Here is a 22,592-nt window from a genome sequence, read left to right as displayed (position 1 = left end):
ACTCCATGCTGTTCAAAGGCTCGTGAGAGAGCGCAGCGGGCATTGCTACTGGACGTTGACGGTGAGCGTGACAGCGCTGGTAATGGTGCTGACAGCGGAGTCCGTGGCCGTGAGCGTGAAGGTGTACGTCCCCTTCGCGGCGTTTACGTTGCCGAGGCCTGCGTTCTTACCGCAACCGCTGAGACCAAGCGTGCTAATGCCAGCGATGGCGATGAGCATCAGTGCCGGGAGACGACGGCGGCGACGGGCAAAGCCCACGAGCAGCAGCGTGCCGAAGGAGACTGCAAGCAACGTATTGCGATCGCGGCGATGCGATTCGTTCTGTGCCTGCACGGTGAGGCCGGTGGCGATGGCGAGCGAGATGGTCCCCGTGCCATTGTTGGTGAGCACAAGCTCACCCGGCGTAGGAACGCACTGCGTGCTGACCGGGATGCCGTTATTGTTTGCGTTCGGCGAACCCACGCAGGTGATGCCGAGTGTTCCACCGTAGCCGTGTGCACCAACCACCGTGAGAAGGAATTTGGCGACGTCGCCGGAGTTGACCGTGGCGGTGTAGGTGTTCGACGTCATGCTGATGGTGCCGGCTTCGATGGTGAGCGGGAAGGTACGGCTGGCCTTGTTGCCCTGCGAGTCGGCCGCCGTAACGCTGAGCCCTTCGGTGGTTCCGACGGAGGCGCTGGAGACTGCCGTGGTAAGCGAGTAAACGTTGTCGCCTGCAACAGCGTCGCCGTGCGTGCCATCGTCATAGAGCGGCGTACCAGCAGCGAGGCCGATGTTGGTAAGGTCTGCGGTTACGGCAACACCAGTGCTTTGAGGACTTGTGGCTGGTGTGACGGCGGCACTGATGGTGAAAGACTCCGTGACGCCGAGAGAGTTCGGTGTAGCCGAAGCGGCCAGGCCGAACTGTGTGCCACCTGAGCAAGGCTCCGGGGTGGAGGTGGAGTTCTTGAAGTCAATGTAGTTGAGCGAGAAGTCCGCGCCGTTGTCATAGGTATTGAGGCAACGGCTGTTACGGACAGTGGCGTACGCGTACTTGACGCCGTTGATGCTGGTGGCTGCGCCGTTGAGCGTGGCCGGGGTGTACGGAGCGAAGTTTGTCCCGGCGTAGCAGGTGGTGACGGCGCTGCCGTCATACGCGCCGATACCGACCATGTCGATCATGTGTGGCGAGCCCCAGGGGCAGCCGGAGCCGAGAGCGGTCTGCTGATCGACCAGGGCAACGCTGACAGCGGTGCTCGAAAGATCGTTGTCGGTGGTGGTCGCGGTGCCCTCCTGCGTCTTGAGCTGATAGTCGTAGGCATAGGCTGCCTGGCAGTCCGTGGAGCTGCAACCGCTGCTGGAGATATAGCCCGTACCACTACCTGCAATGGCGTAGTATCCGCCCGCAGGGATCGTTGTGTTGGGTAACTGGTAGACGGTGGTGAAAGAACCAGTGGTGCTGCCCGTCTGCAGCGACCAGCTATTCATCGCGATAGCCGCCTGCGTGGGGTTGAAGAGGATGACCGTATCGCGAGCGTACTGCGAGCCGGAGAGGTTGCCCGCACCGTACCAGGCCACGATGCGCAGGTTATTGTTGCCAGGGCCGGGGACGTTGCCACCAACGGAAGCCGGGATGCTGCTGGTAGCGGTGTCACCCTGGGTGTCGGTCGCGGTGACGATGAGGCCGAGGACTTCACCAGTGCCTTTGGTCGGCGTGATCGTGGCAGAGTAGACGCCGTCGTTGGCGGTGATGTCGCCGTGTGTGCCGTCGTCGTAGAGCTGCGTGGTGGCCGAGAGGCCGAGGTTCGTGAGGTCGGCGGTGACCGTCAGCCCTGTGCTTGCGGGCGAGGTAGCAGGCGTTACGTTTGCCGTGATCAAGGAGGCAGTGTTCAGCGTAAGTTTGCTTGGGACAGCCTGCGCTGCAGAAACCGTAAGCTGATTGCCTGTGGGGCAAGGCTTCGGTGTCGACGCGGAGTTCTCGAAGTCGATGTAGCCGAGCTGGTAGTCCGCTGCATTGTTGAACGTATCGATGCAACGGTTTTTGCGGACCGTGCCGTAAGCGTAGACCACGCTGTGAATGCTGGTGGTCGCACCGTTAAGCGAAGAAGGTGTGTAAGGAGCGGAACCGCCACCTGCCCAGCAGGTAACAACCGCGCTGCCATCGACCGCACCGACGCCGAGCATGTCGACGAGTCCCGTGGAGGTGGTGGGGCAGCTACCGAGCGGCGAAGTTGTATTCGCCAGTGCGATGGTCGTCGCCGTGCTGGCGAGGATATTGTCTGTCGCGGTGGCGGTGCCTTCGATCGTCTTGAGTTCGTAGTCGTAGGCGTAGTTCGTATTGCAGTTCACGCCCGTGCAGGCCGAGCCCGAGGTATAGCTGGCGCCGCTGGCAGCAATAGCGTAATAACCGCCCGCAGGAATTGTGACATTGGGTAGCTGATAGATCGCGGAGGTGAACGCGCCGCTGGTGCTGCCGGTCTGGATGCTCCAGCCGTTCATCGCGATGGGGGCCTGCGTTGGATTGAAGAGGAGGATCGTATCGCGGCCGTACTCCGACTTGGAGAGGTTGCCCGCGCCATAGTAAGCGACGATCTTGAGGTTGTTGTTGCCGGCAGAGGCGTGCGCCACGAGCGGGAGAAGCGCAATGAGAGCGAAGAGTGCGAGACCGATAAATCGGTGCACGAGGTCGACAGGGCTGAGCTTGAAACGCTTCACGTACAGACTCCTCTGCGCGGGTTTGCGCAGCGCGTAGATTCGCCGGGCCAAGGCCGAGCAAGGGCGTGCCCGCTGCGGAAGCAGCAGGTGGCCTTTTGTTACTCAGCAAAACCAGGCGCGTGTAATTTTTCGCAGACGGTCGATAGTGTCAGCAGGCTGAAGGCCTGGTGCGATTCTCGTCCCGCGATTCAGATTGCGATGCCTGAAGCTTATGGGAGAGGCGTCTCCGTAATCGCAACAGGACAGTAAATGGAATGCGAATAATCTATGACAGAGTGCGATTTTGTGGGGAAAACACGGGTGATATGCGAACACGACACGGGTGATACACGGTGCGGTGTAGCTTGACTGTAATAATCACGCGCTACCGTTGGGGGCATCGACACTTCGCAACGAATGCGGGAACAGGGCGGAACGAAAGATGCAATCACGGCGTAATTTTCTTAAATCGGCAGCAATGATCGCAGGAGCCACAGGCTTTGCAGGCGGCATTCCGCTCTCAGTGCGCAAGGCGTTCGCGATTGCGCCAGACCCCGGAACAACGTGGGCCGATGCCGAACATATCGTGGTGTTGATGCAGGAGAACCGCTCGTTCGACCATGCGTTCGGAACACTCCAGGGAGTGCGCGGCTTCAACGACCCGCGTGCGATCCGGCAGGCGAACGACAACTCCATCTTTATGCAGACGAACGCGAACGGCGACACCTATATCCCGTGGCGTCTGGATATTCGCGACACCAAGATTACGTGGATGGGGTCGATTCCCCACTCGCGCAACTCCCAGGTCGACGCCTGGAACCACGGGCACCACAATGCGTGGATCGATGCGAAGCGTTCGAGCAACGTGGACTATCACGATGTGCCGATCACAATGGGCCACTACACACGCGAGGACATTCCGTTCTACTTTGCGATGGCCGATGCGTTTACGGTCTGCGATCAACATTACTGTTCCGTAATGTCGAGCACGACACCGAACCGCTCGATGCTGTGGACCGGGACGATTCGCGATGAACAGAAGGCAAACTCGGCCGTCTTCATGCGAAACGACCAGTACCACAGCAAGCTGAAGTGGAAGACCTTTCCTGAGCGGCTGAGCGAAGCAGGCGTGACCTGGAACGTGTACCAGAACGAAGTAAACGTCGCCGCGCTGCCGCATGAAGAGCATGAGTGGCTTTGCAACGTGGGCAATGTGCTGGAGCACTTTGGTTGCTACAACGTGAATCTGACCAACGCCAGCACGAAGAAGCTGCAGTCACAGATCGACGCGTTGAAGGCAGACATTGCGCAGCTTCAAGGCGAGACCGTGGACGCAACGATGAAGAGCGATCACGAAGCCGCGCTAAGTCAGAAGCACGATGCATTGAAGGCTCTGCAGGACCAGTTGGAGCACGGCGGATCGCTGACGCAGTTGCCCGAAGCGCAGCAGGAACTGCACATGCGCGCATTTGTAACAAACGTGGGCGACGAGAACTACCACTCGCTGGAGCCGATTGCGTTTGAAGACGACGGACACAATCGCAGCATGAATGTACCCAAGGGTGACGTGCTCTATCAGTTCCGCGAGGATGTGAAGGAAGGCACGCTGCCAACGGTTTCCTGGCTGGTGCCGCCGGGCAAGTTCTCCGACCACCCGGCGCACCCCTGGTACGGCGCGTGGTTCGTCTCAGAGGCGATGGATATTCTGACCAGCAACGCTGAGGTCTGGAAGAAGACGATCTTCATCCTGACGTACGACGAGAATGACGGCTACTTTGACCATGGCCCGTCCTACGTGGCGCCGGACCCGCAGAACAAGGCGACCGGACGCGCGTCCGAAGGGATCGACGTAGCGCTGGAGTACTCCTACTCGCCGGATGAGCTAGCGCAGGGCGTACCGAAGCACAACGCGCGCAGCGGGCCGATCGGCCTGGGTTTTCGCGTGCCGATGGTCGTGGCGTCTCCGTGGAGTCGCGGTGGCTGGGTCAACTCGGAGCTTTGCGATCACACGTCTTCACTGCAGTTGATTGAGGCGTTCGTGGAGAAGAAGTTCGGCAAAAAGGTGCATGAGGAGAACATGAGCCAGTTCCGCCGAGCGATCTGCGGCGATCTGACCTCGTGCTTCCGCCCCGCGGACAACACCGAAGCCAAGCTGCCGTTCCTGGACCGCAACGAGTATGTCGAAAGCATTCAGAAGGCGCGTTACAAGGAAGTGCCGTCGAATTATCTGAAGCTGACGCCGCAGCAGATGTCTGCCTACAATGCGAACCGCGCGACGTATCCGAACGCTTCGCGGCAGGAGCCGGGCATTCGTCCTTCGAACGCTCTGCCGTATGAGCTTTACTGCGAGGGCGGCCTTTCGCCGGACGGCAAGATCTTCCGGCTGGCCTTCCGCGCTGGCGGAGGCGTGCATGGTGAGCGCAGCAACGGCGCTCCGTTCAACGTGTACATCCGCAACACCAAGCGCGCGGCCGGTGTGATCGAGCGCGGCGCGAACAACCAGAACATGGCGGTGGCAACGTTTGTCGTGAAGCCGGGAGACACCATGCAGGAAGGTATCCCCGTCGAGATGTTCCGCGACGGCAAGGTGGACATCGAAGTCCACGCGCCAAACGGATTCTTCCGCTCGTTCCAGGCGCAGGGAACGCTCTCCCCCGTGGTAGCGCACTGCGTATACGAACGCACAAGCGGCACGATTACCGGCAACGTACTGGCGCAGTTGCGCAACGACTCCACCAGGGCGGTGAACGTCGTGGTGGCAGAGAACGCTTACAGCAAGCAGCGGCATGAGCTGAAGCTGGAGCCGGGCGCGAAGCTGGCGGTCCCTCTGAACGCCTCCAGACATCACGGCTGGTATGACTACACCGTCAGCGTAAAGGGCGAGACGGTCAGCACGCGCTTTGCAGGCCGCGTGGAAACCGGGCGCTCGAGCTTTACGGATCCGGTCATGGGCGGCGTTACGGTCTAAGTTCGCGAAAGCGGCCGGGAGCGGCGGATCGCTCCCGGCCGACAGACGTTGACATAATCCGGCCTTAGAACGTAGCGTAGAAGGTAGATATATGAGCTTTGTGCAGCGCCATCACGGTCATCTCCATCACCACCATATGAGTGGGCGATCGGTCCTGTCCGGCACGGCAAAGTAAATGCAGAGCTCCCGACAGGTTTAGCAACACACACCGAGCAGCCCGCCTCCGCGAATCCTAAGCGAGCGGGCTTTTTGCTGCGCGGCGGGATGGGTTCAAAAACGGTGGCGGCAAAAGGACAAATGATGACGACGGCAGTACCGACAATCAACTTTGAAAAAGATGGCGGCATGGTGGCAGGGATCGTACAGGATGCCAAGACCGGCGAAGTGCTGATGCTGGGCTTTCTGAACGAAGAGAGCTGGAAGAAGACGCTGGAGACCGGGTTTGTAACGTTCTGGTCGCGTACCCGTTCGAAGCTGTGGATGAAGGGCGAGACCAGCGGCAACCGGCTGAAGATCGTCTCCGCAGCGACCGACTGCGACAACGATGCCCTGCTCTTCCGCGTGGACGTGGAAGGCGATGGGCTGGTATGCCACGAAGGTACCGTGAGCTGCTTCACGAAGCCGATCGCTCGTTAGAGCGTAGACATTGGAACGTAACGAGTAGAGATAAAGGACGAGAGATGGCAACGAAGAAGCTGAAGCTGGGAATTCCGAAGGGCAGTCTGCAGGAAGCGACGCTGGCGCTGTTCGCACGCGCAGGCTGGAACATTTATGCGAGCGGACGCTCGTACTTCCCGACGATCGACGATACCGAGATCGAGTGCATGCTGGTACGCGCGCAGGAGATGGCTCGCTACGTGGAGCATGGCGCACTGGACGCTGGCCTGACGGGCAACGACTGGGTTCTCGAGAACCTTGCAGACGTTGAGCGAGTCACGTCGTTGACGTACTCCAAGGCGAGCCGCACCAAGGTGAAGTGGGTGCTGGCGGTGCCGGAAGATTCTCCCTACCAGAAGCCGGAAGACCTGGCAGGCAAGACGATTGCTACGGAGCTCGTGGAGTTCTCGAAGCGCTACTTCGCCGAGCGCAATATTCCCGTGACGGTGGAGTTCAGCTGGGGCGCGACCGAAGTAAAGCCCCCGATGCTCGCAGATGCAATCGTCGAAGTGACCGAAACAGGAAGCTCGCTGCGTGCGAACCGCCTGCGCATTATCGAAGTGCTGATGGAGTCCGAGACGCAGCTCATCGCGAACAAGACCGCATGGCAGGACGATTGGAAGCGCAAGAAGATTGAGACGCTGAGCCTGATGTTGAACGGCGCGATGGCCGCTCAGGACCAGGTAGGCCTGATGCTGAACGTCGAGAAGGCGAACCTCGATGCCGTGCTCGACGTGCTGCCGGCGTTGAACTCGCCGACCGTCTCCGAACTGCGCGACAAGAATTGGGTGGCCGTAAACACGATTCTGGAGCAGAGCACGGTGCGCGACATTGTGCCGAAGCTGAAGGAAGCGGGCGGCACGGGAATTGTTGAGTTCCCGCTGAGCAAGGTTGTTCTGTAAAGAAGAGGCGAGGCTCGAGAGGCATGATTCGAAAGAGCGCCTCTCGAACCACATTCGCATCCTGTGTTTCGAAGTTTGTATCTCGTTTTTGAAGGTGAATCAATGAAGCTGACGTTTGCGATTGTTGGGTACGTCATTCTGGCGGTTGTTGTCGTGGGGGCGCTGATTACCATCCTGCGCTTTCTGTGGGAGCGCGGTCGTCAGAAGCAAGTGGATGCGACGGGTGTCGTGGTCTACGCCACGCTGGTATCGATCGAGCCGGTAAAGATGTTTGGCAAGGCCCAGGGCGACCTGAACAAGGTGACGCTGCGCCTGCAGGCGCCGGGTGATCCTGCGCCGCGAGAAGTCTCGCTGCGAACGCGTGTGGATGCACGCTCGCGGATGAGTGCAGGCTCGCGCATCCCTGTGGTGATCGATCCGAAGAACCCGAAGAAAATTTATCCGGCCAGTCAGGAGTCCGCAAAGCGTGCTGTCGTGACAGGCTCACGCATTGAGCGCCGTGCGATGGACGCGCAGATGCGTTCGCCAGGCCGCCAGGGAATGCAGATGCCGACGGGCTATATGCCCCCGGGTGCAAACAAGGGCAAGCGCCGGTTCTAAACGAAGCGAGAGAAAGCAATGAAGATTCTGAAGACGACCGGCGAAAGTGCAGCGGCGACTGAAGCGGTGATTCGCGAGTTGGAGATGCGCGGCGCAACGAACACGGCGAAGGTCGATGGCGTTGTGCGCGAAATCCTGGAAGCGGTACGCACACGCGGCGATGAAGCGACGCGCGAGTATGCGGCGAAGTTTGATGGCTTGACCGACGAGCAGCCGTTGCTGGTGACTCGCGAAGAGATGCAGGCGGCGTGGGACGAGACCAGCGAAGAGCTGAAGGCGGCGATGAAGCTGGCTCAGGCCAACATTCGCGCCTTTGCCGAGCGGCAGTTGCCGCGCGCATGGAGCTTCAAGCCGAGCGACGGCATGGAAGTCGGACAGGTCATTCGTCCGCTGGGCGCGGTGGGTTGTTACGTTCCGGGTGGACGCTATCCCCTGCCCTCGACGCTGCTGATGACGACCACTCCGGCGCAGGTGGCTGGCGTGGAGCGCATCGTGGTGTGCTCGCCCAAGCCTGCGAAGGAGACGCTTGCGGCTGGCTATCTTGCAGGCGTGACCGAGTTCTATCGTGTGGGCGGAGCGCAGGCGATTGCGGCGATGGCCTATGGCACGGCAACTATTGCGGCCGTGGACAAGATCGTTGGGCCTGGCAATCTGTACGTGACAGCGGCCAAGCAGGCTGTGTCTCGTGAAGACACGGGCATCGACATGCCTGCAGGCCCCACCGAGATCGTTGTAACGAGCGAAGTGGGCGATGCTGCCGGCATCGCTGCCGATCTCGTGGCGCAGGCAGAGCATGATCCCGAAGCGTTGCCGATCTTGATTACGAGCAAGCTTGAACTCGCAGAAGCAGTCGCTGCAGAAACGGACAAGCAGGCTGCAGACAATGAGCTCGCGAAGATTTCGCTGGCCGCACAAGGCTATGCCTTTGTGACCGGAACAGTGGAAGAAGCGCAGTCTCTGACCAACCGTCTCGCACCCGAGCATCTCACCGTCGATGCTGGAAGCGATCTGCGCTGGGTGAAGAACGCAGGCTCGGTGTTTATCGGACACTTCACCCCGCAATCGATGGGTGATTACATTTCCGGTCCAAACCACGTGCTGCCCACCGGACGCAACGGGCGTCTGCGCGGCGGGTTGAGCGTGATGGACTTCGTCAAGGTGATCACCGTGCAGCAGTACACGCGCGACGGATTGCGCGAGGTCGGCCCGCACACGATCGCGCTGGCTGAAGCAGAAGGCTTGAAGGGACACGCCGAGAGCGTGCGGGTGAAGATGCGATGAGTGTGGCGTCGAAGCTGGCGGGCGGAATCCCGCAATCGTTGCTCGATGAACTTCGTGCCGAAGGCGGTCACGATGCGCACGAGTTGCTGCATAGCCTGAGCCACCTGCCCCGCGCTGCGGAAGTACAGCCGCGCCCCAACGTGCTCTCCATGCCGGAGTATCATCCGCCGCTGGCGAGCCGCGACCTGCTGCGCCTCGACTTCAACGAGAACACTGTCGCGCCCAGCCCGCGTGTCTTCGCTCGCCTGCAGAAACTCACCGCAGAAGGCCTCACCATCTACCCCGAGCGTGGGCATGGCGAAGCCGAAGCGGCGAAGCATTTCGGGTTGCAGCCAGACGAGGTCCTGCTGACCAACGGCGTGGACGAAGGCATTCACCTGCTGGCCTGCGCGTTTCTTGAAGCCAACGATGAAGTGGTGATCAACACACCAAGCTTCTTCATGTACGACGTGAGTTGCAGCATACAGACCCAGAACATCGTGCGCGTGCAGTCGGGCGACGACCTCAGCTTCCCGTTCGAGCGCATGATGGCCGCGATCACACCGAAGACCAAGATGGTGCTGCTCGCCACACCGAACAACCCTACCGGTGCCACCGTCAGCCGCGAGCACATCCTCGCCATCGCTGCCGCCGCACCGCAAGCGGTCATCTTCGTCGACGAAGCGTACTTCCACTTCTTCGGCGAGACCGTCATGGCTGACGTGCCACGCGTCAAGAACATCATCATCGGCCGCACGTTCTCGAAAGCCTACGGCCTCGCGAACCTTCGCCTCGGCATGATGGTCGGCGACGCTCGCCTGATCAACTTCCTGAAGAAAGTTGCCTCGCCATATAACGTCAACGGCGTCGCACTCGAAGTGCTGCCCGAGGCGCTGGCTGATGAGGAGTACCTCAACTGGTATGTGAAGGAGATCCACGCAGGCCGCGAGCGCATCCAGCAATCGTTACAGTCGTGGGGTGTGCATACCTGGCCGAGCGCGTCGAACTTCGTGCTGATGGACATCGGCCCACGCCACAAGGAAGTCGTGACGCGCATGCGCGAACACGGCGTACTGCTGCGCGACCGCTCCGCCGATCCCGGCTGCGATGGTTACGTGCGCATCACCGTCGGCATCAGCGAGCAGGTCACGAAGGGCTTGAACGCTTTACGCGCAGTCTTCGATGAGATGCAGTGGACCACGGCAGAGAGCGTGAGTTCGCAGGGCCGCGCAAGCGGCGAAGAGCGCGAGTATGAGTAAGCAACTGACGCCACAGCGCCGCAAAGTCGTCCTGCTCTGCGCAGGAGTGGCCTGCATGAGCGGTGGCCCGGTGCTGCTGCGCGGGCATCACATACTGGTAGCACTCTGGATAGCCGTCATGCTCTGCACACTTATCTACGCGATTGTATTGTTCACTAAGTTGAAGGAGACAGAACGATGAGCGACATGCTCGAAGAGATCGGCACCACGCAGACCAATGATGGAGAGCGTGTAGGAATAGTCAACCGCAAGACACTCGAGACCGACATCAACCTGCGTCTCAATGTAGATGGCCTGGGCACGTACAAGGTCTCCACGGGCATCCGCTTCTTCGACCACATGCTCGAAAGCTTCGCCAAGCATGGCGGCTTCGACCTCGAGTTGAAGTGCATTGGCGACCTCGATGTCGACCAACACCACACGGTCGAAGACGTCGGTATCGCGCTGGGCGAGGCGTTTGCCGAAGCTCTGGGCGACAAGCGTGGCATCATGCGCGCGGGCTACTTCGTCATGACGATGGATGAGACCCTGGCAGTTTCTGCTGTAGACCTTTCGGGCCGCGTGGCTTGTGTGGTCGACGACCAGCTCACCGCTCCCGTGGTCGGCGATCTAGTCACAGAGCTTGTGCCGGACTTCTTCGACGGCTTTGCCCGCGGCGCGAAAGCGAACGTGCATGTGAAGACGATGTACGGCCGCAACAACCATCACAAGATCGAGGCAATCTTCAAGGCGTTTGCACGCGCGATGCGCGGTGCCTGCTCAAAGGATGAGCGCATGAAGGATCTGCTGCCGAGCACGAAGGGCTTGCTGTAGCTCTGGTTAGAAGTTAGTGAGGCGATGATGGCAGAGATTGAACTGGATAAAGCGAAGCGGACAGAAGCGATTGCTTCGCTGAAGCGTTACTTCGAAGAACATATGCCGGAGCCGATCGGTGATTTACCTGCTGGCATGCTACTGGATTTCTTTCTCGAAGAAATTGCGCCTGCGGTGTACAACAAGGCGGTCTCGGATGCCTCGACGCGCATACAGCAGAGAGTTGCCGATCTCGACGGGGAACTCTATGTGGATGAGTTTGGATACTGGGCAAAGCAGAAGAGGCGACGGTAGATGATCGCAGTCATTGATTACAAAGCGGGCAATCTGACCAGCGTGGTGAAGACGCTGAAGTTTCTCGGCGCAGAGGACATCGTCGTCACGCAGGCTCCGGAAGACGTGCTGCGCGCGGACAAGATTGTGCTGCCTGGCGTAGGACACTTTCGGGCGACGCAGTTGCTGCACGATCTGAAGCTGACCGAAGCGACGCGCGAGGCGATCGCCAAAGCCACGCCGTTTCTCGGCATTTGCGTGGGACTGCAGTGGCTCTACGAAGGCTCGACCGAGGCCGAAGCCACGGAAGGCTTATGCCACTTCAGCGCGAAGTGCGAGCACTTCCCTGCCACCTTCGAGGGCGCGGAGCTGAAGTCCCCGCACGTGGGATGGAACTCTCTGGAGAATATTCACCCAGACTCTAAGCTGTTCAAGGGCGTTGAGTCGGGGAGCTTTGTGTACTACACGCACTCGTGGCGCGCTCCGGTGAGCGCTGATACTGCGGCGACGACTTCTTACGGTGGCGAGTTTACGGCTGCAGTCGAACGCGACAACGTAATGGGCGTCCAGTTTCATCCGGAGAAGAGCGCAGAGACCGGGCTGAAAGTACTGAAGAACTTTCTTGAGTTGTAAGTAAACTTGGCGTCACGAAAAGAGAACGCCACGACGCTAAAGACACCAGGATTCGCCACGAAAAGCGAACACGGTGGACGCTGAGGCGCACAGAGAAACGCGGAGAAGAACTTTGCTGACGAAACGAGTGATCGCTTGCCTGGACGTGCGTGGTGGACGCGTCGTCAAAGGCATCCAGTTTGTGGACATCATCGACGCGGGTGATCCGGCGGAGTTAGCACACCGCCATGCCGCTGCCGGAGCCGACGAGATCGTGCTGCTCGACATTACCGCAACGCATGAAGGCCGCGGAACACTGCTCGACACAGTGAAGCGCACGGCAGAGAAGCTATTCGTGCCGTTCACCGTGGGCGGAGGCATTCGCTCTGCAGAGGATGCTGCGGCGGTCTTCAACGCAGGTGCGGACAAGGTCTCGATCAACTCCAGCGCGATTGTGCGGCCGGAGCTAATCGGCGAGATCGGCGGCAGTTTTGGTGCGCAGGCCGTGATCGTGGCAATCGATGCGCGGCGCGAAGGCAAAGATCCGCATGAAGCGGAAGTCTTCGTAAGCGGCGGACGCAAACCAACCGGACGGCGCGTCGTCGAGTGGGCCCAGGAGGCCGAGCAACGTGGCGCTGGCGAGATTCTTCTGACGAGCATGGACACCGACGGCATGCGCAACGGCTTCGACTGCGAACTCACCGCAGCGGTCAGCGAAGCGGTGCAGATTCCCGTAATCGCCTCTGGCGGTGCGGGAAATGCAGCGCACTTTGCCGATGTGTTCACGCGCGGCAAGGCCGATGCCGCTCTGGCGGCGAGCATCTTCCACTTCGGCATTACGGACTCACGCGCGTTGAAGGCTGAAGTAGCCAAGAGCGGTGTGCCGATGAGGCTGCCTTGCTGAGCGCAGGCAAAAAGAAAACGCCACTACGCTAAGGCTCGCCACGAAAGTAGCGAACACCGCGGCCACGGTGAAACACAGAGGAGCACAGAGAATGTGCTCCTTTTGTATTTTGCCCAGACACGAAAAGTAAGCGACGCCTGAGATACTAAAGCCATGCTGATTCCTTCGATTGATTTGATGGGCGGGAAGATCGTCCAGTTGGTGCAGGGCGAAAAGCTCAAGCTCTCGTTTGATGATTTTGATTACTGGATCGAGCGTTTCTCGAAGTACCCGATGGTGCAGTTGATCGACCTAGACGCCGCGATGCGGCAGGGTGACAACCGCGAACTCGTCGAGATGATCGCCAAGCGCCTGCCCGTGCAGGTGGGCGGCGGCCTGAAGACTGCAGACGACGCGAAGAAGCTGCTCGATGCTGGCGCAAAGCGCGTGATCTTTGGCTCCTCGCTCTTCGGTGCTGCCGAAGAAGGCGAGAAGCGTCGCCACAAGCTCATCAAGCTGGAGTTTGCCGAGAGCCTGAAGAAGGAGCTTGGCGAAGACGTGCTCTGCTTCTCCGTGGACACCAAGGGCGGCAACGTCGCCGTTCGCGGATGGAAGGAAACCGTCTCGCTGACGCCCGAAGAGGCCGTCACCTGGCTGGAAGACTCCTGCGCAGCGTTCCTCTACACCCACGTCGACACCGAAGGCACGATGAGCGGTTTCCCCATGGACGTAGCGGCCATCCTGCGCTCCACCACGGCGAAGCAGTTGATCGTCGCCGGTGGCATCAAGGAGCAGGCCGAAGTGGACTCGCTGGACGCGATGGGCGTCGATGCCGTTGCCGGCATGGCGGTGTACTCAGGCGCGATGGACGCCTAAGCAGCCACCAACAGAACAAGGCAAATGCCTCGGGACACCCCCGAGGCATTCGTGTCTGCGCGATAAACAGAACGTGACACCGCGGCAAAACGCCAATAGCCCGAGCATTCACGGAAATGCAAAAATGCTATGCGAGGATCACCGGTATGAAGACATTTCTGCGCGCATTTGTAACGTGCGGTCTCGGTCTCGCCACGCTTTCGGGTGTCGCGCAGAAGCCGGAGTCGCTGGTTCTAATCTCGATTGACGGCATGAAGCCGGAGTATGTAACGAAGGCCGATGACCACGGCCTCAAAATTCCTGAGCTGCGCTCGTTCCTCAAGCAGGGTACCTACGCCGATGGCGTGCAGGGTGTCGTTCCCACCGTCACCTACCCCAGCCACACGACCATCGTCACCGGCGTCTGGCCCGCGCAGCACGGCGTCTTCAACAACACCACTTTCGACCCCATGGAAGAGCATCCGGGGCAGTGGTACTGGGACTTCCACGACATCAAGGTGCCCACGCTCTACACCGCCGCCGACGCCGCTGGCCTGAAGACCGGCAGCGTGAGCTGGCCGGTAACGATCGGCGCTCCGATCGACTACAACATCGCAGAAGGCGCACAGTCTGAACGCACCGACCTGTCGCCCCAGTCGCCCTACAACCCCAGCGACATCCTCGCGCAGCTCGGCCTGCCTGCACCGGAAAACACCGACGAGTTCCGCACACGCGAGGCCGTCGGCATCCTTAGCAAGTGGCATCCGCAACTGATGATGGTGCACCTCGTCCTGCTCGACCATCAGGAGCATGAGCATGGTCCGTTCAGCGCCGAAGCCAACGCCGAGCTGGAGAAGATCGACGGCGACGTTCGCGAGATTGAAGAGGCAGCCCGCAAAGCGAATCCGCACACGCGCATCGTCATCGTCAGCGACCACGGCTTCCTGCCGGTCGAGCACCACGTCAACCTGAACGTGGCCATGGTAGAAAACGGCTTCGTAAAGCTCGCACCTGCGAAGAAGCAGCGCAAGCATCCGAAGGTCGAGAGCTGGACCGCTGCCATGTGGCCTTCGGGCGGCATCGCCACCATCGTCGTGAAGAACAACGATCCGGCTGTGACGGCGCAGGTTGCTGCGATGCTCGCAAAGCTGAAGGCAGACCCCGCGAACGGTATCGAGCGCGTGCTCACGCAGGATGAGATCGCCAAGCGTGGCGGCTTCCCGCCCGCATCCTTCCTCATCGACTTCAAGGACACCTACTCGGAGGGCGCAAACTTCTTCGGCCCCCTCGTCACCCCTGCTCCGCACACGGGAACGCACGGTTACCTGTCGGACCGTCCTGCTCTGCGCTCGACGTTCATGGTCAAGGGCGACGGCATCGCCAAGGGCAAGGACGTCGGCGTCATCGACATGCGCCAGATCGCTCCCACGCTCGCCGAACTCATCGGCGTGAAGCTGCCGGACGCGAAGCTGAAGCCGGTGAATGTGAAGTAGTGGTGTTGAGAGTTGCGAGTCGTTAGTCGTTAGTCGTTAGTCGTTAGTGGTTAGTGGTTAGTGGTTAGTGGTTAGTGGTTAGTGAATCGCATACAGCAAGAGGCCCGGACTAAATCCGGGCCTCTCACTTCTCACTGACAACTGACAACTGACAACTGAAGCTCCCTACTCCTCAGCTCCATCCCCAGCGATCGCATAATACCCTTTGCGGGCCTGCACCTTGATGCCCTTGCCGCAATCCATCTCCACCTTGCGGAACTTGCCGTCGGCCTTCTTGTTTGTCGGCGTATAGCTGGCGAGGTACTGCGTGCGGAGTTCGTCCTGGATCTGGTCGAAAGCATCTTCCAGTTTGCGGCCATTGTTGCCCACGTTGATCACGCGTCCACCTGTTTCCCGGGCGAGCTGGTCCATCTGGCCGGAGCCGGTGTAGATCATCCCCGCAGCAGCATAACCGGCGCGGTCAGCGATCAGGATCGGATAAACGATCGTGTTCGACTTCTGCGCGGCTTCAATCGCGGTCTTGATCGTCTCCTGCGAGCCCTGGTCCTGCCCGTCGGTGAGAATGATCATGACCTTGCGGCCGGTCTGCGCCTGCAGCTTGTCATGCGCACCCAGATATACCGCGTCGTAGAGCAGCGTACCGCGCGGGTTTCCGGTGGGGAACGGCCCACCGCCAATGCCCGGAATGCCCGCCGACGAACTCGCCGAGTTGATGCTCGCCTTGTCGATGGCGCGCTTCAACTCATTCGGGCTGTTGGTGAAGTCCGCCAGCAGGTCTACGTTCACGTCGAAGGAGATCAGGAACGCCTCGTCCTTCTTCTGCAGCACCTCGCGCAGAAAGCGCGCTCCCGAGTCCTGCTCCAGCGGCAGAACGTGCTCCTGCGAGCCGGAAGTGTCGAGCAGAATCCCGATGGTCAGCGGCAGGTTCTTCTCCTGCGTCAGCCGTTTCAGCGTTTGCGGAGCGTTGTCTTCCGCGATCTGGCAGTCGTTCATCGTCAACCCGGAGACGAAGCCGTTCTTGTCCCGGGCGGAGAAGTACACGTTCACCAGGTTGACGTTCACCTGCAGCGTCTGACCTTCGGGCAGTTCGACCACGTCAGGAGCCTTCACGTTCGAAGGCGGCGGCGGGGCGTCCGGCGAGGTCGATTCCTGGGCGTGCGCGGCCAGCGCGGCGGCGGGAAGCAGGACGGAGGCAAGAAAGAGGCTGCGGAGGCGCATACCGTATTAGACGACGTCAGAGCATGTTTAGGCGACGCCCAGCGCAACGGTCGGTGGGGCAGATGCGTCTGACAGAGTGTGAGGCATCTGCCAGCGGCAAACTATGCTGGTGCAGGAGATGCGCGGCTGATAGTCTCAAATGGGCTAGTTGTGGCGAAGTTCTGCCAAGGCCAGGGAAGAGGAACGAATGCGGTTGGGCAGCAAAACATTGGGTGTAAGCGCGGCGATGATCGCGGCGGGTATGGTGGCGAGCGCGGCGTTCAGCCAGGGTATGCAGGACGGACAGCAGACCTCCACCACAGTTCCGGCGGCAAGCACGCAACAGCAGCCGTTGCCGGATGGGCCGAAGCCCCAGACGCTTCCGAAGCTCAACACGATCGTGCCGACCGCCTCTGCGCTGCCGGACGCTCCACCAGCACCGGTACAGCCTGCAAAACCCCTCGCCGACGCGATGCCCGCAGACGGCGAGCCCGTAACCGCGGACATGCAGCAGCCGGTGCCCGCAGCCCCCACCCCCACCGCACAGACCCAGGACGACGGTCCCAAACCCGAACTTCCTGCAGCCGGACAGGGCGAAGAAGCGTTCAAGCCCCTGCGCATTCAGGTCAACTTCGTCGAAATCCCGTTCACAGTCAAGGACTCGCACGGCCAGTTGGTCCCGGGCCTCACCTGGCGCGACGTTCGTGTCTATGAGAACGGCCTCCGCCAGCAGATGAAGGTCTTCACGACCGACCCGTTCCCGCTTTCGGTCGCCGTCGTCGTCGACCAGAGCGTTCCGCAGCAGACGATGGAGAAGATCAACGACTCTCTCCGCGCATTGCAGGAATCCTTCACCCCCTACGATGAAGTCGCCGTCTTCACCTACAACAACAACGTGAAGCTGCTCGGCAACGGCAAGTTCACCGCCGCACAGAGCGCTCGTCTGGGCCAGATGCTGGAGCAGGCCAAGGCCAAGGGCCGCGACCCCATCATGCCGCTCGGCGGCCCCATGGCGCAGACCACCGTGAAGAACAATCACGGCGTTGACCCCAACACCGACAGCTCGGCCATGCGCCACGGCTTTGACAAGCCCGAGCGCGAGTTCCACACCCTGAACGACGCCATCCTGACCGCAGCCAAGCAGACCGCCACAGCAGGCCGTGGTCGCCGCCGCATCGTCTTCGTGATCTCCGACGGTAAGGAGTACGGTTCGCAGGCCAAGGAAAAGGACGTCATCAAGTACCTGCAGACCAACAAGGTTGCCGTCTACGGCACGCTGGTGGGCGACGCCTCCCTTCCGGGCATGGGCTTCCTCGACCGCGTGCATCTGCCCCTGACCATGCGGGACGACGTGCTTCCCCGCTACGCTGCAGCGACCGGCGGTCAGGTCGACCCCGAGTTCCGCCCACGCGGCATTCAACAAAGCTTCGCCAAGATCACCGAGCAGGTTCGCACACAGTACACCGTGGGCTACTACTCGCATGAGCCTGTGCTCGACGGCCGCTTCCGCAAGGTGGAAGTTCGCGTCATGCGCCCGAACCTGACCGTCATCGCCAAGGACGGCTACTACCCTTCGGCGGACGAACAGGCCCGCGCTATCCAGAGCACCGCTCCAGCACCAAAGCGTTGATCGCAGAAACACAAACAATGCAATGCGCAGCGGTCGCCCTGGCGGCCGCTGTTGCTTGGGGCGGAGGCGATTTCTCCGGCGGCATGGGCACCAAAGGCTCGGGCGGCTCCGTCGCCGCGGCGCTGCGCGTCATTATGCTGGCAAACCTCAGCAGCCTCGTGCTTCTCGTACTCGTCAGCTGGCTCACCGGCGCCCCCCGGCCAACGGGAGCCGCCGCTCTCTGGGCGATCGCTGCGGGCGTTCTCGCAGGCGTCTCGGTCACGGCGTTTTACATGGCGCTGGCGCGTGGAGAGATGGGTCCTTCCGCCGCCGTGAGCGGCCTTCTTGCCGCCGCAATCCCTGCCGCCGTCTCCGCCGTGCTCGACGGCGCGCCGGGCGTTCTCCGACTCGCGGGCTTCGCTCTGGCAGCCATCGCCATCTGGACCATCGCCACCGGCAATCACCATGACGCACCCGGAACCATGCCGCTCGCCGTCGTGGGAGGCCTGGGCTTCGGGCTCTACTTCACCGCGCTTCGACTATCGAACCCGCTCGGAGTCTGGGAGTCGATGGCACTGGCCCGCGCCGCCAGCATCCTCACCTGCGGCATACTCTGGCTGCTCGTACGCGCAAAGCAGCCGGGACAGGCTGTGCTTCCCAAGCTCTCCGGGGCCGCGTGGGGATGGGTCGCAGGCGTCGCTGTACTCGACACCACCGGCAATCTTTGCTTCGTCGAAGCCACTCGCCTGGGCAGGCTGGACGTCACCGCGGTGCTGGGATCGCTCTACCCTGCCGGGACGATTCTGCTCGCAGCGGCGGTGCTCAAAGAGCGTCCCGCGCGCAAGCAGTGGCTGGGCATGCTGGTCGCGCTGGCAGCGGTCGTACTAGTCAGCCTTTAACGCCTCCGCGTGAGCGTACGCAGCCCCGACCACCTGTCAGGAGCCCCTTGCATCCAATCAACTTCAAGGACGTGAGGACTCGTCCCAGACGCTCAAAGGAGATCCACCCGTGAAGACAGTTTGGAGCATTGTAGGAGTGTTTGCCGCAGCAGCCGGTGTACTTTTGCTGACCAACCGCAAGCGCCCGGTGATTGAAATGGCGCATCAGTTGGAGGCCGCATGGGCCGACCACCATACAAGCGTTTAGCCACACATGGGCTCGCCCAGCGCAAGCCCGGCAGGATTCCACGGCGATCCGCACCGAATTTCCTCCGCCTTTTGCACAGGCACGAAAGACCGTTAGGGGCTTGAGCCGAAAGGTGGCCGGGCGTAGTCTATGAAGCAGAGTCACCGCAGTTGCCGTTCTCTCCGCTGTTCGCTGTTGCTTTGTAACCGCTGGGAGAGAAGACCCGACAAGCGGCCCATAAAGCGCAAGGTCTCGGAGACGGAGGTGCGAGTGAATCAACAGGTCAAAGATCTCATCCAGAAGCTTGGCGAAGCGATCCACGAATCGGTGGCAGAGAGCGAAGACATCGCAGGCGTGGTGAAGGAAATTCGGGAGCAGGGATTCGATGTCCTCCTGATGCTGGAAGCCACGATCGGTCTGAACGAAGTGGAAGAAGAGGACGCCTCGGAAGTCGATGGCGAAGAAGGCAATGTGCCTGCCGAAGATGGTCCGTTCACGCGTAACGACATCACGTTCCTGAAAAGTCTTCGGATTACGACCGAAGAGAACACAGGCAAGAGCGACACGGACAACGCAGAGCCGGATGACGACTCACCGCAGGCGTAGCTGACAAGTTTTCCAAAGAGGCCCTTTCGAGGGCCTCTTTGATTTTTCGTGCTGTACTGAAGCGCAGATGCGTGTCTTGATGGCGTCACGAAACGTGATGCATTCATTCACGCAAGCATTGATTACTGATGAAGCAATAGGCCCGAAAGTTTTTGTGACAAGCCTCACAAACAGAGGCACCGTCACTGGAGTATTCTGCGTCCTATCAAACAGGTTTTGAAATTCTGGAAGTGCAGGTTGTGGCAACTATGAGAGATACACTTGGCGTGCTGCTTGCTGGCGGAGCCGGCGAAAGACTTTTCCCACTGACACGCGATCGCGCCAAGCCCGCCGTCCCGTTTGCCGGTCAATATCGCATCATCGACATTACGCTTTCGAACTGCATCAACAGCGATCTGCGCCATGTATACATCCTGACGCAATACAAGGCGCTGAGCCTGAACCGGCACATCCGCGAAGGCTGGGGAACGGTCGTTGCCGGTGAGTTGGGCGAGTTCATCGAGATCATTCCGCCGATGCAGCGCGTCTCCAAGAGCTGGTACCAGGGCACGGCCGACGCTGTCTTTCAGAACATCTACTCGATCGGTTCCGAAGAGCCGAAGTACGTTCTGATTCTCTCCGGCGACCACATCTACAAGATGAACTACGCTCTCATGCTGGAGCAGCACATCCAGACCGGCGCAGACGTGACGATCGCCACGCTGCCCGTAACGCCGGACGAGGTTTCCGCCTTCGGCGTAGTGGACGTAGCGAAGAATGGCGAGGTCCGCGGCTTTGTCGAAAAGCCGAAGGAGACCAAGATCCGCTCGCCCTTCAACCCTGACATGGTGGACGTGTCGATGGGCATCTACCTCTTCAATACGGACGTGCTGCTGCCCGAGTTGATGAAGGACGCGGAAGACCCGAACTCGAAGCACGACTTCGGCCACAACATTCTGCCAAACCTGCTGGGCCGCTACAAGCTGCAGGCGTACAACTTCGTGGACGAGAACAAGCAGCACGCGCTCTACTGGCGCGACGTGGGTACGCTCGATGCGTACTACGAAGCGAATATGGACGTCGCAGCCGTAGCTCCCGTCTTCAACCTCTACGACAAGGCATGGCCGATGCGCTCACGCGCGTACCAGTATCCTCCGGCGAAGTTCGTCTTCGGTGAACCGGGACGTACGGGCATGGCGATCAACTCGATTGTGAGTGCAGGTTCGATTGTTTCGGGCGCAGTCGTGCGGAACTCGGTGCTGAACCATGATGTCCGCGTGAACAGCTACGCCGACGTAGACAGCTCGGTCATCTTCTCGCATGTGAACATCGGTCGTCACTGCCGTATTCGCCACGCAATCATCGACCGCGACGTTCACATCCCGGACGGCACGGTGATCGGCTACGACCCGGTAGAAGACCGCAAGAACTACTTCGTCACCGAATCCGGCCTCACCGTAGTCACGCGCGATTACTCGGTCTATGAAAACCCCGTAAGCCCTGAGTTCCTCTCGCAGAACTTCTAGGCGTGCATGGCTTAGGGTGTAGCGAATAACGAACGGCCACCTCGTGTGAGGTGGCCGTAATCATTTCGCGGTAGTAGGGTACAGGTCTACTGAACCCTGTACCCGCCCCCTCGCCTTTACTTCTTCTTCGCGTCCGACTTCCCGCCAAAGCGGTAAATCGCACCGACCGAAACCGAGAAGAACTCGCGGGTTTCGGTGCCGTAGTGCTCAAAAGTGATGTCGGGCTGAACGCGGATAGCGACCTTGCCACTTTGGTTGAAGTCGATAGAACCGCCTGCAGCGCCCCACGGCGTGGTGCTGTTGCAGTACATGCCGAGGCTGGCGGTCTTCGTAGACGAAATCTGCGCCGGGCAGGTTGCCAGAGGCAGAGTAGTCGGGTAGCCCGGGAAGTGCGTCGGCGCGTAGTCGTAGATGCCGTGCGCGGCGCCTGCGAGTGCGTGCAAATCAATCGCCGCATAACGGTTACGCGGTCCACGCCACTGCACGCCGCCAGAGACGATGTGCTGCATGACGAGAACGCGGTTCAAGCCATACGTCGCACCGGCAAGACCAGTCTGCGTGGTGCCTGCGCCGAAGCGGTAGTCAGCAATGACGCCCCACTTCTTCACCGGAGCGGAACCAAGCCAGTAGGTGCCCATCAGTTCCATGCCGCCCATCGAATACTTACGCGGAAGGTTCTGACCAGCCTGGCCGTTCATGTACAGCAGACCGCCGTAGGCTTCCCAGCGATTGTCGTAGCGCGGACCGGTATAGGCCGTGAGCGGAGCTACGGTCTTGGCCCGCATGGGAGCAGTGCCGGGAGCGGCTACCTGCGCGTGAGCGGTAGCGGCAGAGAAGCTGGCAGCAGCGGCGAGTACACCGGCTGCAAATCGAAACGCAAAACGTGAAAAACCCATCGTCCTCTAATGCGCGCTCGCCCTGGAGGAACGGCCCGCCTCTTCTGCTTTCAGGATATAACGCCGATTGGGGCGTTGGGCGCATCATACGAGGGGAACGTGCGACAATATTAGACGTTGATGGTCGGAGTTCCGGCCGCAGGAGGCTTCACCATGGGTGAACTTTTCACGCCCACACATCTGATCGTTCTGGCCATCGTGGCCATCGTGCTGTTTGGCGGCAAGAAACTGCCGGAACTGGGCAAGGGACTCGGCGAAGGCCTGCGCGGCTTCAAGGAAGGCGTCAAAGGCGTCAGCGATGAAGTAAACGCCGCGAAGCCCGCCGAAAGCGCGCACACCGTGACGCCCAAAGCAGACGAGACCACCAAGCCCGTAGCCTAACCGCAACGGCACGGAAAAGATTTAA

At 60.5% G+C, this 22,592-nt stretch carries 22 protein-coding genes; 19 read left to right on the top strand and 3 right to left on the bottom strand.

Annotated elements, in window-relative coordinates; genetic code table 11:
- Positions 1 to 45: 45 nt before the first annotated feature.
- A complete protein-coding gene (locus PW792_00720; GenBank protein MDE1160447.1) occupies positions 46 to 2,694 on the bottom strand; it encodes a lamin tail domain-containing protein in 2,649 nt (882 codons plus the stop codon).
- 421 nt (positions 2,695 to 3,115) lie between these two features.
- Here PW792_00720 and PW792_00715 point away from each other — a divergent pair, with 421 nt between their 5' ends.
- The 13 genes from PW792_00715 (at position 3,116) to PW792_00655 (ending at position 15,248) form a co-directional block, all read left to right on the top strand.
- Positions 3,116 to 5,641 carry a phospholipase C, phosphocholine-specific gene (locus tag PW792_00715; GenBank protein MDE1160446.1) on the top strand — a complete coding sequence of 842 codons (2,526 nt, stop codon included), beginning with the start codon at positions 3,116 to 3,118 and terminating at the stop codon, positions 5,639 to 5,641.
- Positions 5,642 to 5,941: 300 nt separating this feature from the next.
- Positions 5,942 to 6,277: a phosphoribosyl-AMP cyclohydrolase gene (gene hisI / locus PW792_00710; GenBank protein ID MDE1160445.1), complete on the top strand. Its 336-nt coding sequence runs from the start codon at positions 5,942 to 5,944 to the stop codon at positions 6,275 to 6,277.
- A gap of 44 nt (positions 6,278 to 6,321) precedes the next feature.
- Positions 6,322 to 7,200, top strand: coding sequence for an ATP phosphoribosyltransferase (hisG, locus tag PW792_00705; protein ID MDE1160444.1), 879 nt, complete (start codon positions 6,322 to 6,324; stop codon positions 7,198 to 7,200).
- A gap of 102 nt (positions 7,201 to 7,302) precedes the next feature.
- Positions 7,303 to 7,800: a hypothetical protein gene (locus PW792_00700; GenBank protein MDE1160443.1), complete on the top strand. Its 498-nt coding sequence runs from the start codon at positions 7,303 to 7,305 to the stop codon at positions 7,798 to 7,800.
- Between the two features lie 18 nt (positions 7,801 to 7,818).
- Positions 7,819 to 9,081 (top strand): histidinol dehydrogenase, encoded by a 1,263-nt coding sequence (gene hisD / locus PW792_00695; GenBank protein MDE1160442.1) that lies wholly within the window; start codon positions 7,819 to 7,821, stop codon positions 9,079 to 9,081.
- Between the two features lie 2 nt (positions 9,082 to 9,083).
- A complete protein-coding gene (locus PW792_00690; protein MDE1160441.1) occupies positions 9,084 to 10,319 on the top strand; it encodes a histidinol-phosphate transaminase in 1,236 nt (411 codons plus the stop codon).
- On the top strand, positions 10,312 to 10,500 hold the full coding sequence (locus tag PW792_00685; protein ID MDE1160440.1) for a hypothetical protein: 189 nt from the start codon (positions 10,312 to 10,314) through the stop codon (positions 10,498 to 10,500). Before PW792_00690 ends, PW792_00685 begins: the two co-directional genes overlap by 8 nt.
- Before the next feature lie 5 nt (positions 10,501 to 10,505).
- A complete protein-coding gene (gene hisB, locus PW792_00680) occupies positions 10,506 to 11,132 on the top strand; it encodes an imidazoleglycerol-phosphate dehydratase HisB (protein ID MDE1160439.1) in 627 nt (208 codons plus the stop codon).
- Positions 11,133 to 11,156: 24 nt separating this feature from the next.
- Entirely contained in the window at positions 11,157 to 11,426 is a 270-nt protein-coding gene (locus PW792_00675) for a DUF2164 domain-containing protein (protein ID MDE1160438.1), read from the top strand.
- Positions 11,427 to 12,038 (top strand): imidazole glycerol phosphate synthase subunit HisH, encoded by a 612-nt coding sequence (hisH, locus tag PW792_00670; GenBank protein MDE1160437.1) that lies wholly within the window; start codon positions 11,427 to 11,429, stop codon positions 12,036 to 12,038.
- Between the two features lie 112 nt (positions 12,039 to 12,150).
- Positions 12,151 to 12,921, top strand: coding sequence for an imidazole glycerol phosphate synthase subunit HisF (gene hisF / locus PW792_00665; GenBank protein ID MDE1160436.1), 771 nt, complete (start codon positions 12,151 to 12,153; stop codon positions 12,919 to 12,921).
- A 153-nt stretch (positions 12,922 to 13,074) separates the two neighbouring features.
- On the top strand, positions 13,075 to 13,776 hold the full coding sequence (locus PW792_00660) for a HisA/HisF-related TIM barrel protein (protein ID MDE1160435.1): 702 nt from the start codon (positions 13,075 to 13,077) through the stop codon (positions 13,774 to 13,776).
- Between the two features lie 146 nt (positions 13,777 to 13,922).
- A complete protein-coding gene (locus PW792_00655; GenBank protein MDE1160434.1) occupies positions 13,923 to 15,248 on the top strand; it encodes an ectonucleotide pyrophosphatase/phosphodiesterase in 1,326 nt (441 codons plus the stop codon).
- Between the two features lie 165 nt (positions 15,249 to 15,413).
- Here PW792_00655 and PW792_00650 read toward each other — a convergent pair whose 3' ends face one another.
- Positions 15,414 to 16,466, bottom strand: a complete 1,053-nt coding sequence (locus tag PW792_00650) for a VWA domain-containing protein (protein ID MDE1160433.1) — start codon at positions 16,464 to 16,466, stop codon at positions 15,414 to 15,416.
- Positions 16,467 to 16,653: 187 nt separating this feature from the next.
- Here PW792_00650 and PW792_00645 point away from each other — a divergent pair, with 187 nt between their 5' ends.
- From PW792_00645 to glgC, 5 genes are all read left to right on the top strand, one after another.
- Positions 16,654 to 18,075 carry a VWA domain-containing protein gene (locus tag PW792_00645; GenBank protein MDE1160432.1) on the top strand — a complete coding sequence of 474 codons (1,422 nt, stop codon included), beginning with the start codon at positions 16,654 to 16,656 and terminating at the stop codon, positions 18,073 to 18,075.
- A 17-nt stretch (positions 18,076 to 18,092) separates the two neighbouring features.
- On the top strand, positions 18,093 to 18,953 hold the full coding sequence (locus PW792_00640; protein MDE1160431.1) for an EamA family transporter: 861 nt from the start codon (positions 18,093 to 18,095) through the stop codon (positions 18,951 to 18,953).
- Positions 18,954 to 19,062: 109 nt separating this feature from the next.
- Complete coding sequence (locus PW792_00635; GenBank protein MDE1160430.1) at positions 19,063 to 19,200, top strand: hypothetical protein; 138 nt, start codon at positions 19,063 to 19,065, stop codon at positions 19,198 to 19,200.
- A gap of 249 nt (positions 19,201 to 19,449) precedes the next feature.
- The gene (locus tag PW792_00630; GenBank protein MDE1160429.1) at positions 19,450 to 19,785 is read left to right on the top strand and encodes a hypothetical protein; all 336 of its coding nucleotides are present in this window, start codon (positions 19,450 to 19,452) and stop codon (positions 19,783 to 19,785) included.
- Between the two features lie 248 nt (positions 19,786 to 20,033).
- Positions 20,034 to 21,290: a glucose-1-phosphate adenylyltransferase gene (glgC, locus tag PW792_00625; protein MDE1160428.1), complete on the top strand. Its 1,257-nt coding sequence runs from the start codon at positions 20,034 to 20,036 to the stop codon at positions 21,288 to 21,290.
- Between the two features lie 116 nt (positions 21,291 to 21,406).
- Here glgC and PW792_00620 read toward each other — a convergent pair whose 3' ends face one another.
- Positions 21,407 to 22,186: a hypothetical protein gene (locus tag PW792_00620; GenBank protein MDE1160427.1), complete on the bottom strand. Its 780-nt coding sequence runs from the start codon at positions 22,184 to 22,186 to the stop codon at positions 21,407 to 21,409.
- Between the two features lie 153 nt (positions 22,187 to 22,339).
- Between PW792_00620 and tatA the strand changes: the two genes are divergently transcribed.
- A complete protein-coding gene (tatA, locus tag PW792_00615) occupies positions 22,340 to 22,567 on the top strand; it encodes a twin-arginine translocase TatA/TatE family subunit (protein ID MDE1160426.1) in 228 nt (75 codons plus the stop codon).
- Positions 22,568 to 22,592: the final 25 nt, after the last annotated feature.

The organism is Acidobacteriaceae bacterium, from assembly GCA_028283655.1.
GTDB lineage: Bacteria > Acidobacteriota > Terriglobia > Terriglobales > Acidobacteriaceae > Granulicella.
Note: the sequence above shows the minus strand (reverse complement) of the source record. Positions and strands in the feature narration are given on the sequence as shown.

What these genes read in the sequence shown, in the direction of transcription:
- glgC (MDE1160428.1), top strand. Translation starts at nt 20,034, where the DNA reads ATGAGAGATACACTTGGCGTGCTGCTTGCTGGCGGAGCCGGCGAAAGA.
- PW792_00640 (MDE1160431.1), top strand. Translation starts at nt 18,093, where the DNA reads ATGCAATGCGCAGCGGTCGCCCTGGCGGCCGCTGTTGCTTGGGGCGGA.
- PW792_00675 (MDE1160438.1), top strand. Translation starts at nt 11,157, where the DNA reads ATGATGGCAGAGATTGAACTGGATAAAGCGAAGCGGACAGAAGCGATT.
- PW792_00700 (MDE1160443.1), top strand. Translation starts at nt 7,303, where the DNA reads ATGAAGCTGACGTTTGCGATTGTTGGGTACGTCATTCTGGCGGTTGTT.
- hisG (MDE1160444.1), top strand. Translation starts at nt 6,322, where the DNA reads ATGGCAACGAAGAAGCTGAAGCTGGGAATTCCGAAGGGCAGTCTGCAG.
- PW792_00645 (MDE1160432.1), top strand. Translation starts at nt 16,654, where the DNA reads ATGCGGTTGGGCAGCAAAACATTGGGTGTAAGCGCGGCGATGATCGCG.
- PW792_00620 (MDE1160427.1), bottom strand. Translation starts at nt 22,186, where the DNA reads ATGGGTTTTTCACGTTTTGCGTTTCGATTTGCAGCCGGTGTACTCGCC.
- PW792_00660 (MDE1160435.1), top strand. Translation starts at nt 13,075, where the DNA reads ATGCTGATTCCTTCGATTGATTTGATGGGCGGGAAGATCGTCCAGTTG.
- PW792_00650 (MDE1160433.1), bottom strand. Translation starts at nt 16,466, where the DNA reads ATGCGCCTCCGCAGCCTCTTTCTTGCCTCCGTCCTGCTTCCCGCCGCC.
- PW792_00715 (MDE1160446.1), top strand. Translation starts at nt 3,116, where the DNA reads ATGCAATCACGGCGTAATTTTCTTAAATCGGCAGCAATGATCGCAGGA.
- hisH (MDE1160437.1), top strand. Translation starts at nt 11,427, where the DNA reads ATGATCGCAGTCATTGATTACAAAGCGGGCAATCTGACCAGCGTGGTG.
- hisB (MDE1160439.1), top strand. Translation starts at nt 10,506, where the DNA reads ATGCTCGAAGAGATCGGCACCACGCAGACCAATGATGGAGAGCGTGTA.
- PW792_00685 (MDE1160440.1), top strand. Translation starts at nt 10,312, where the DNA reads ATGAGTAAGCAACTGACGCCACAGCGCCGCAAAGTCGTCCTGCTCTGC.
- PW792_00655 (MDE1160434.1), top strand. Translation starts at nt 13,923, where the DNA reads ATGAAGACATTTCTGCGCGCATTTGTAACGTGCGGTCTCGGTCTCGCC.
- hisI (MDE1160445.1), top strand. Translation starts at nt 5,942, where the DNA reads ATGACGACGGCAGTACCGACAATCAACTTTGAAAAAGATGGCGGCATG.
- hisD (MDE1160442.1), top strand. Translation starts at nt 7,819, where the DNA reads ATGAAGATTCTGAAGACGACCGGCGAAAGTGCAGCGGCGACTGAAGCG.
- tatA (MDE1160426.1), top strand. Translation starts at nt 22,340, where the DNA reads ATGGGTGAACTTTTCACGCCCACACATCTGATCGTTCTGGCCATCGTG.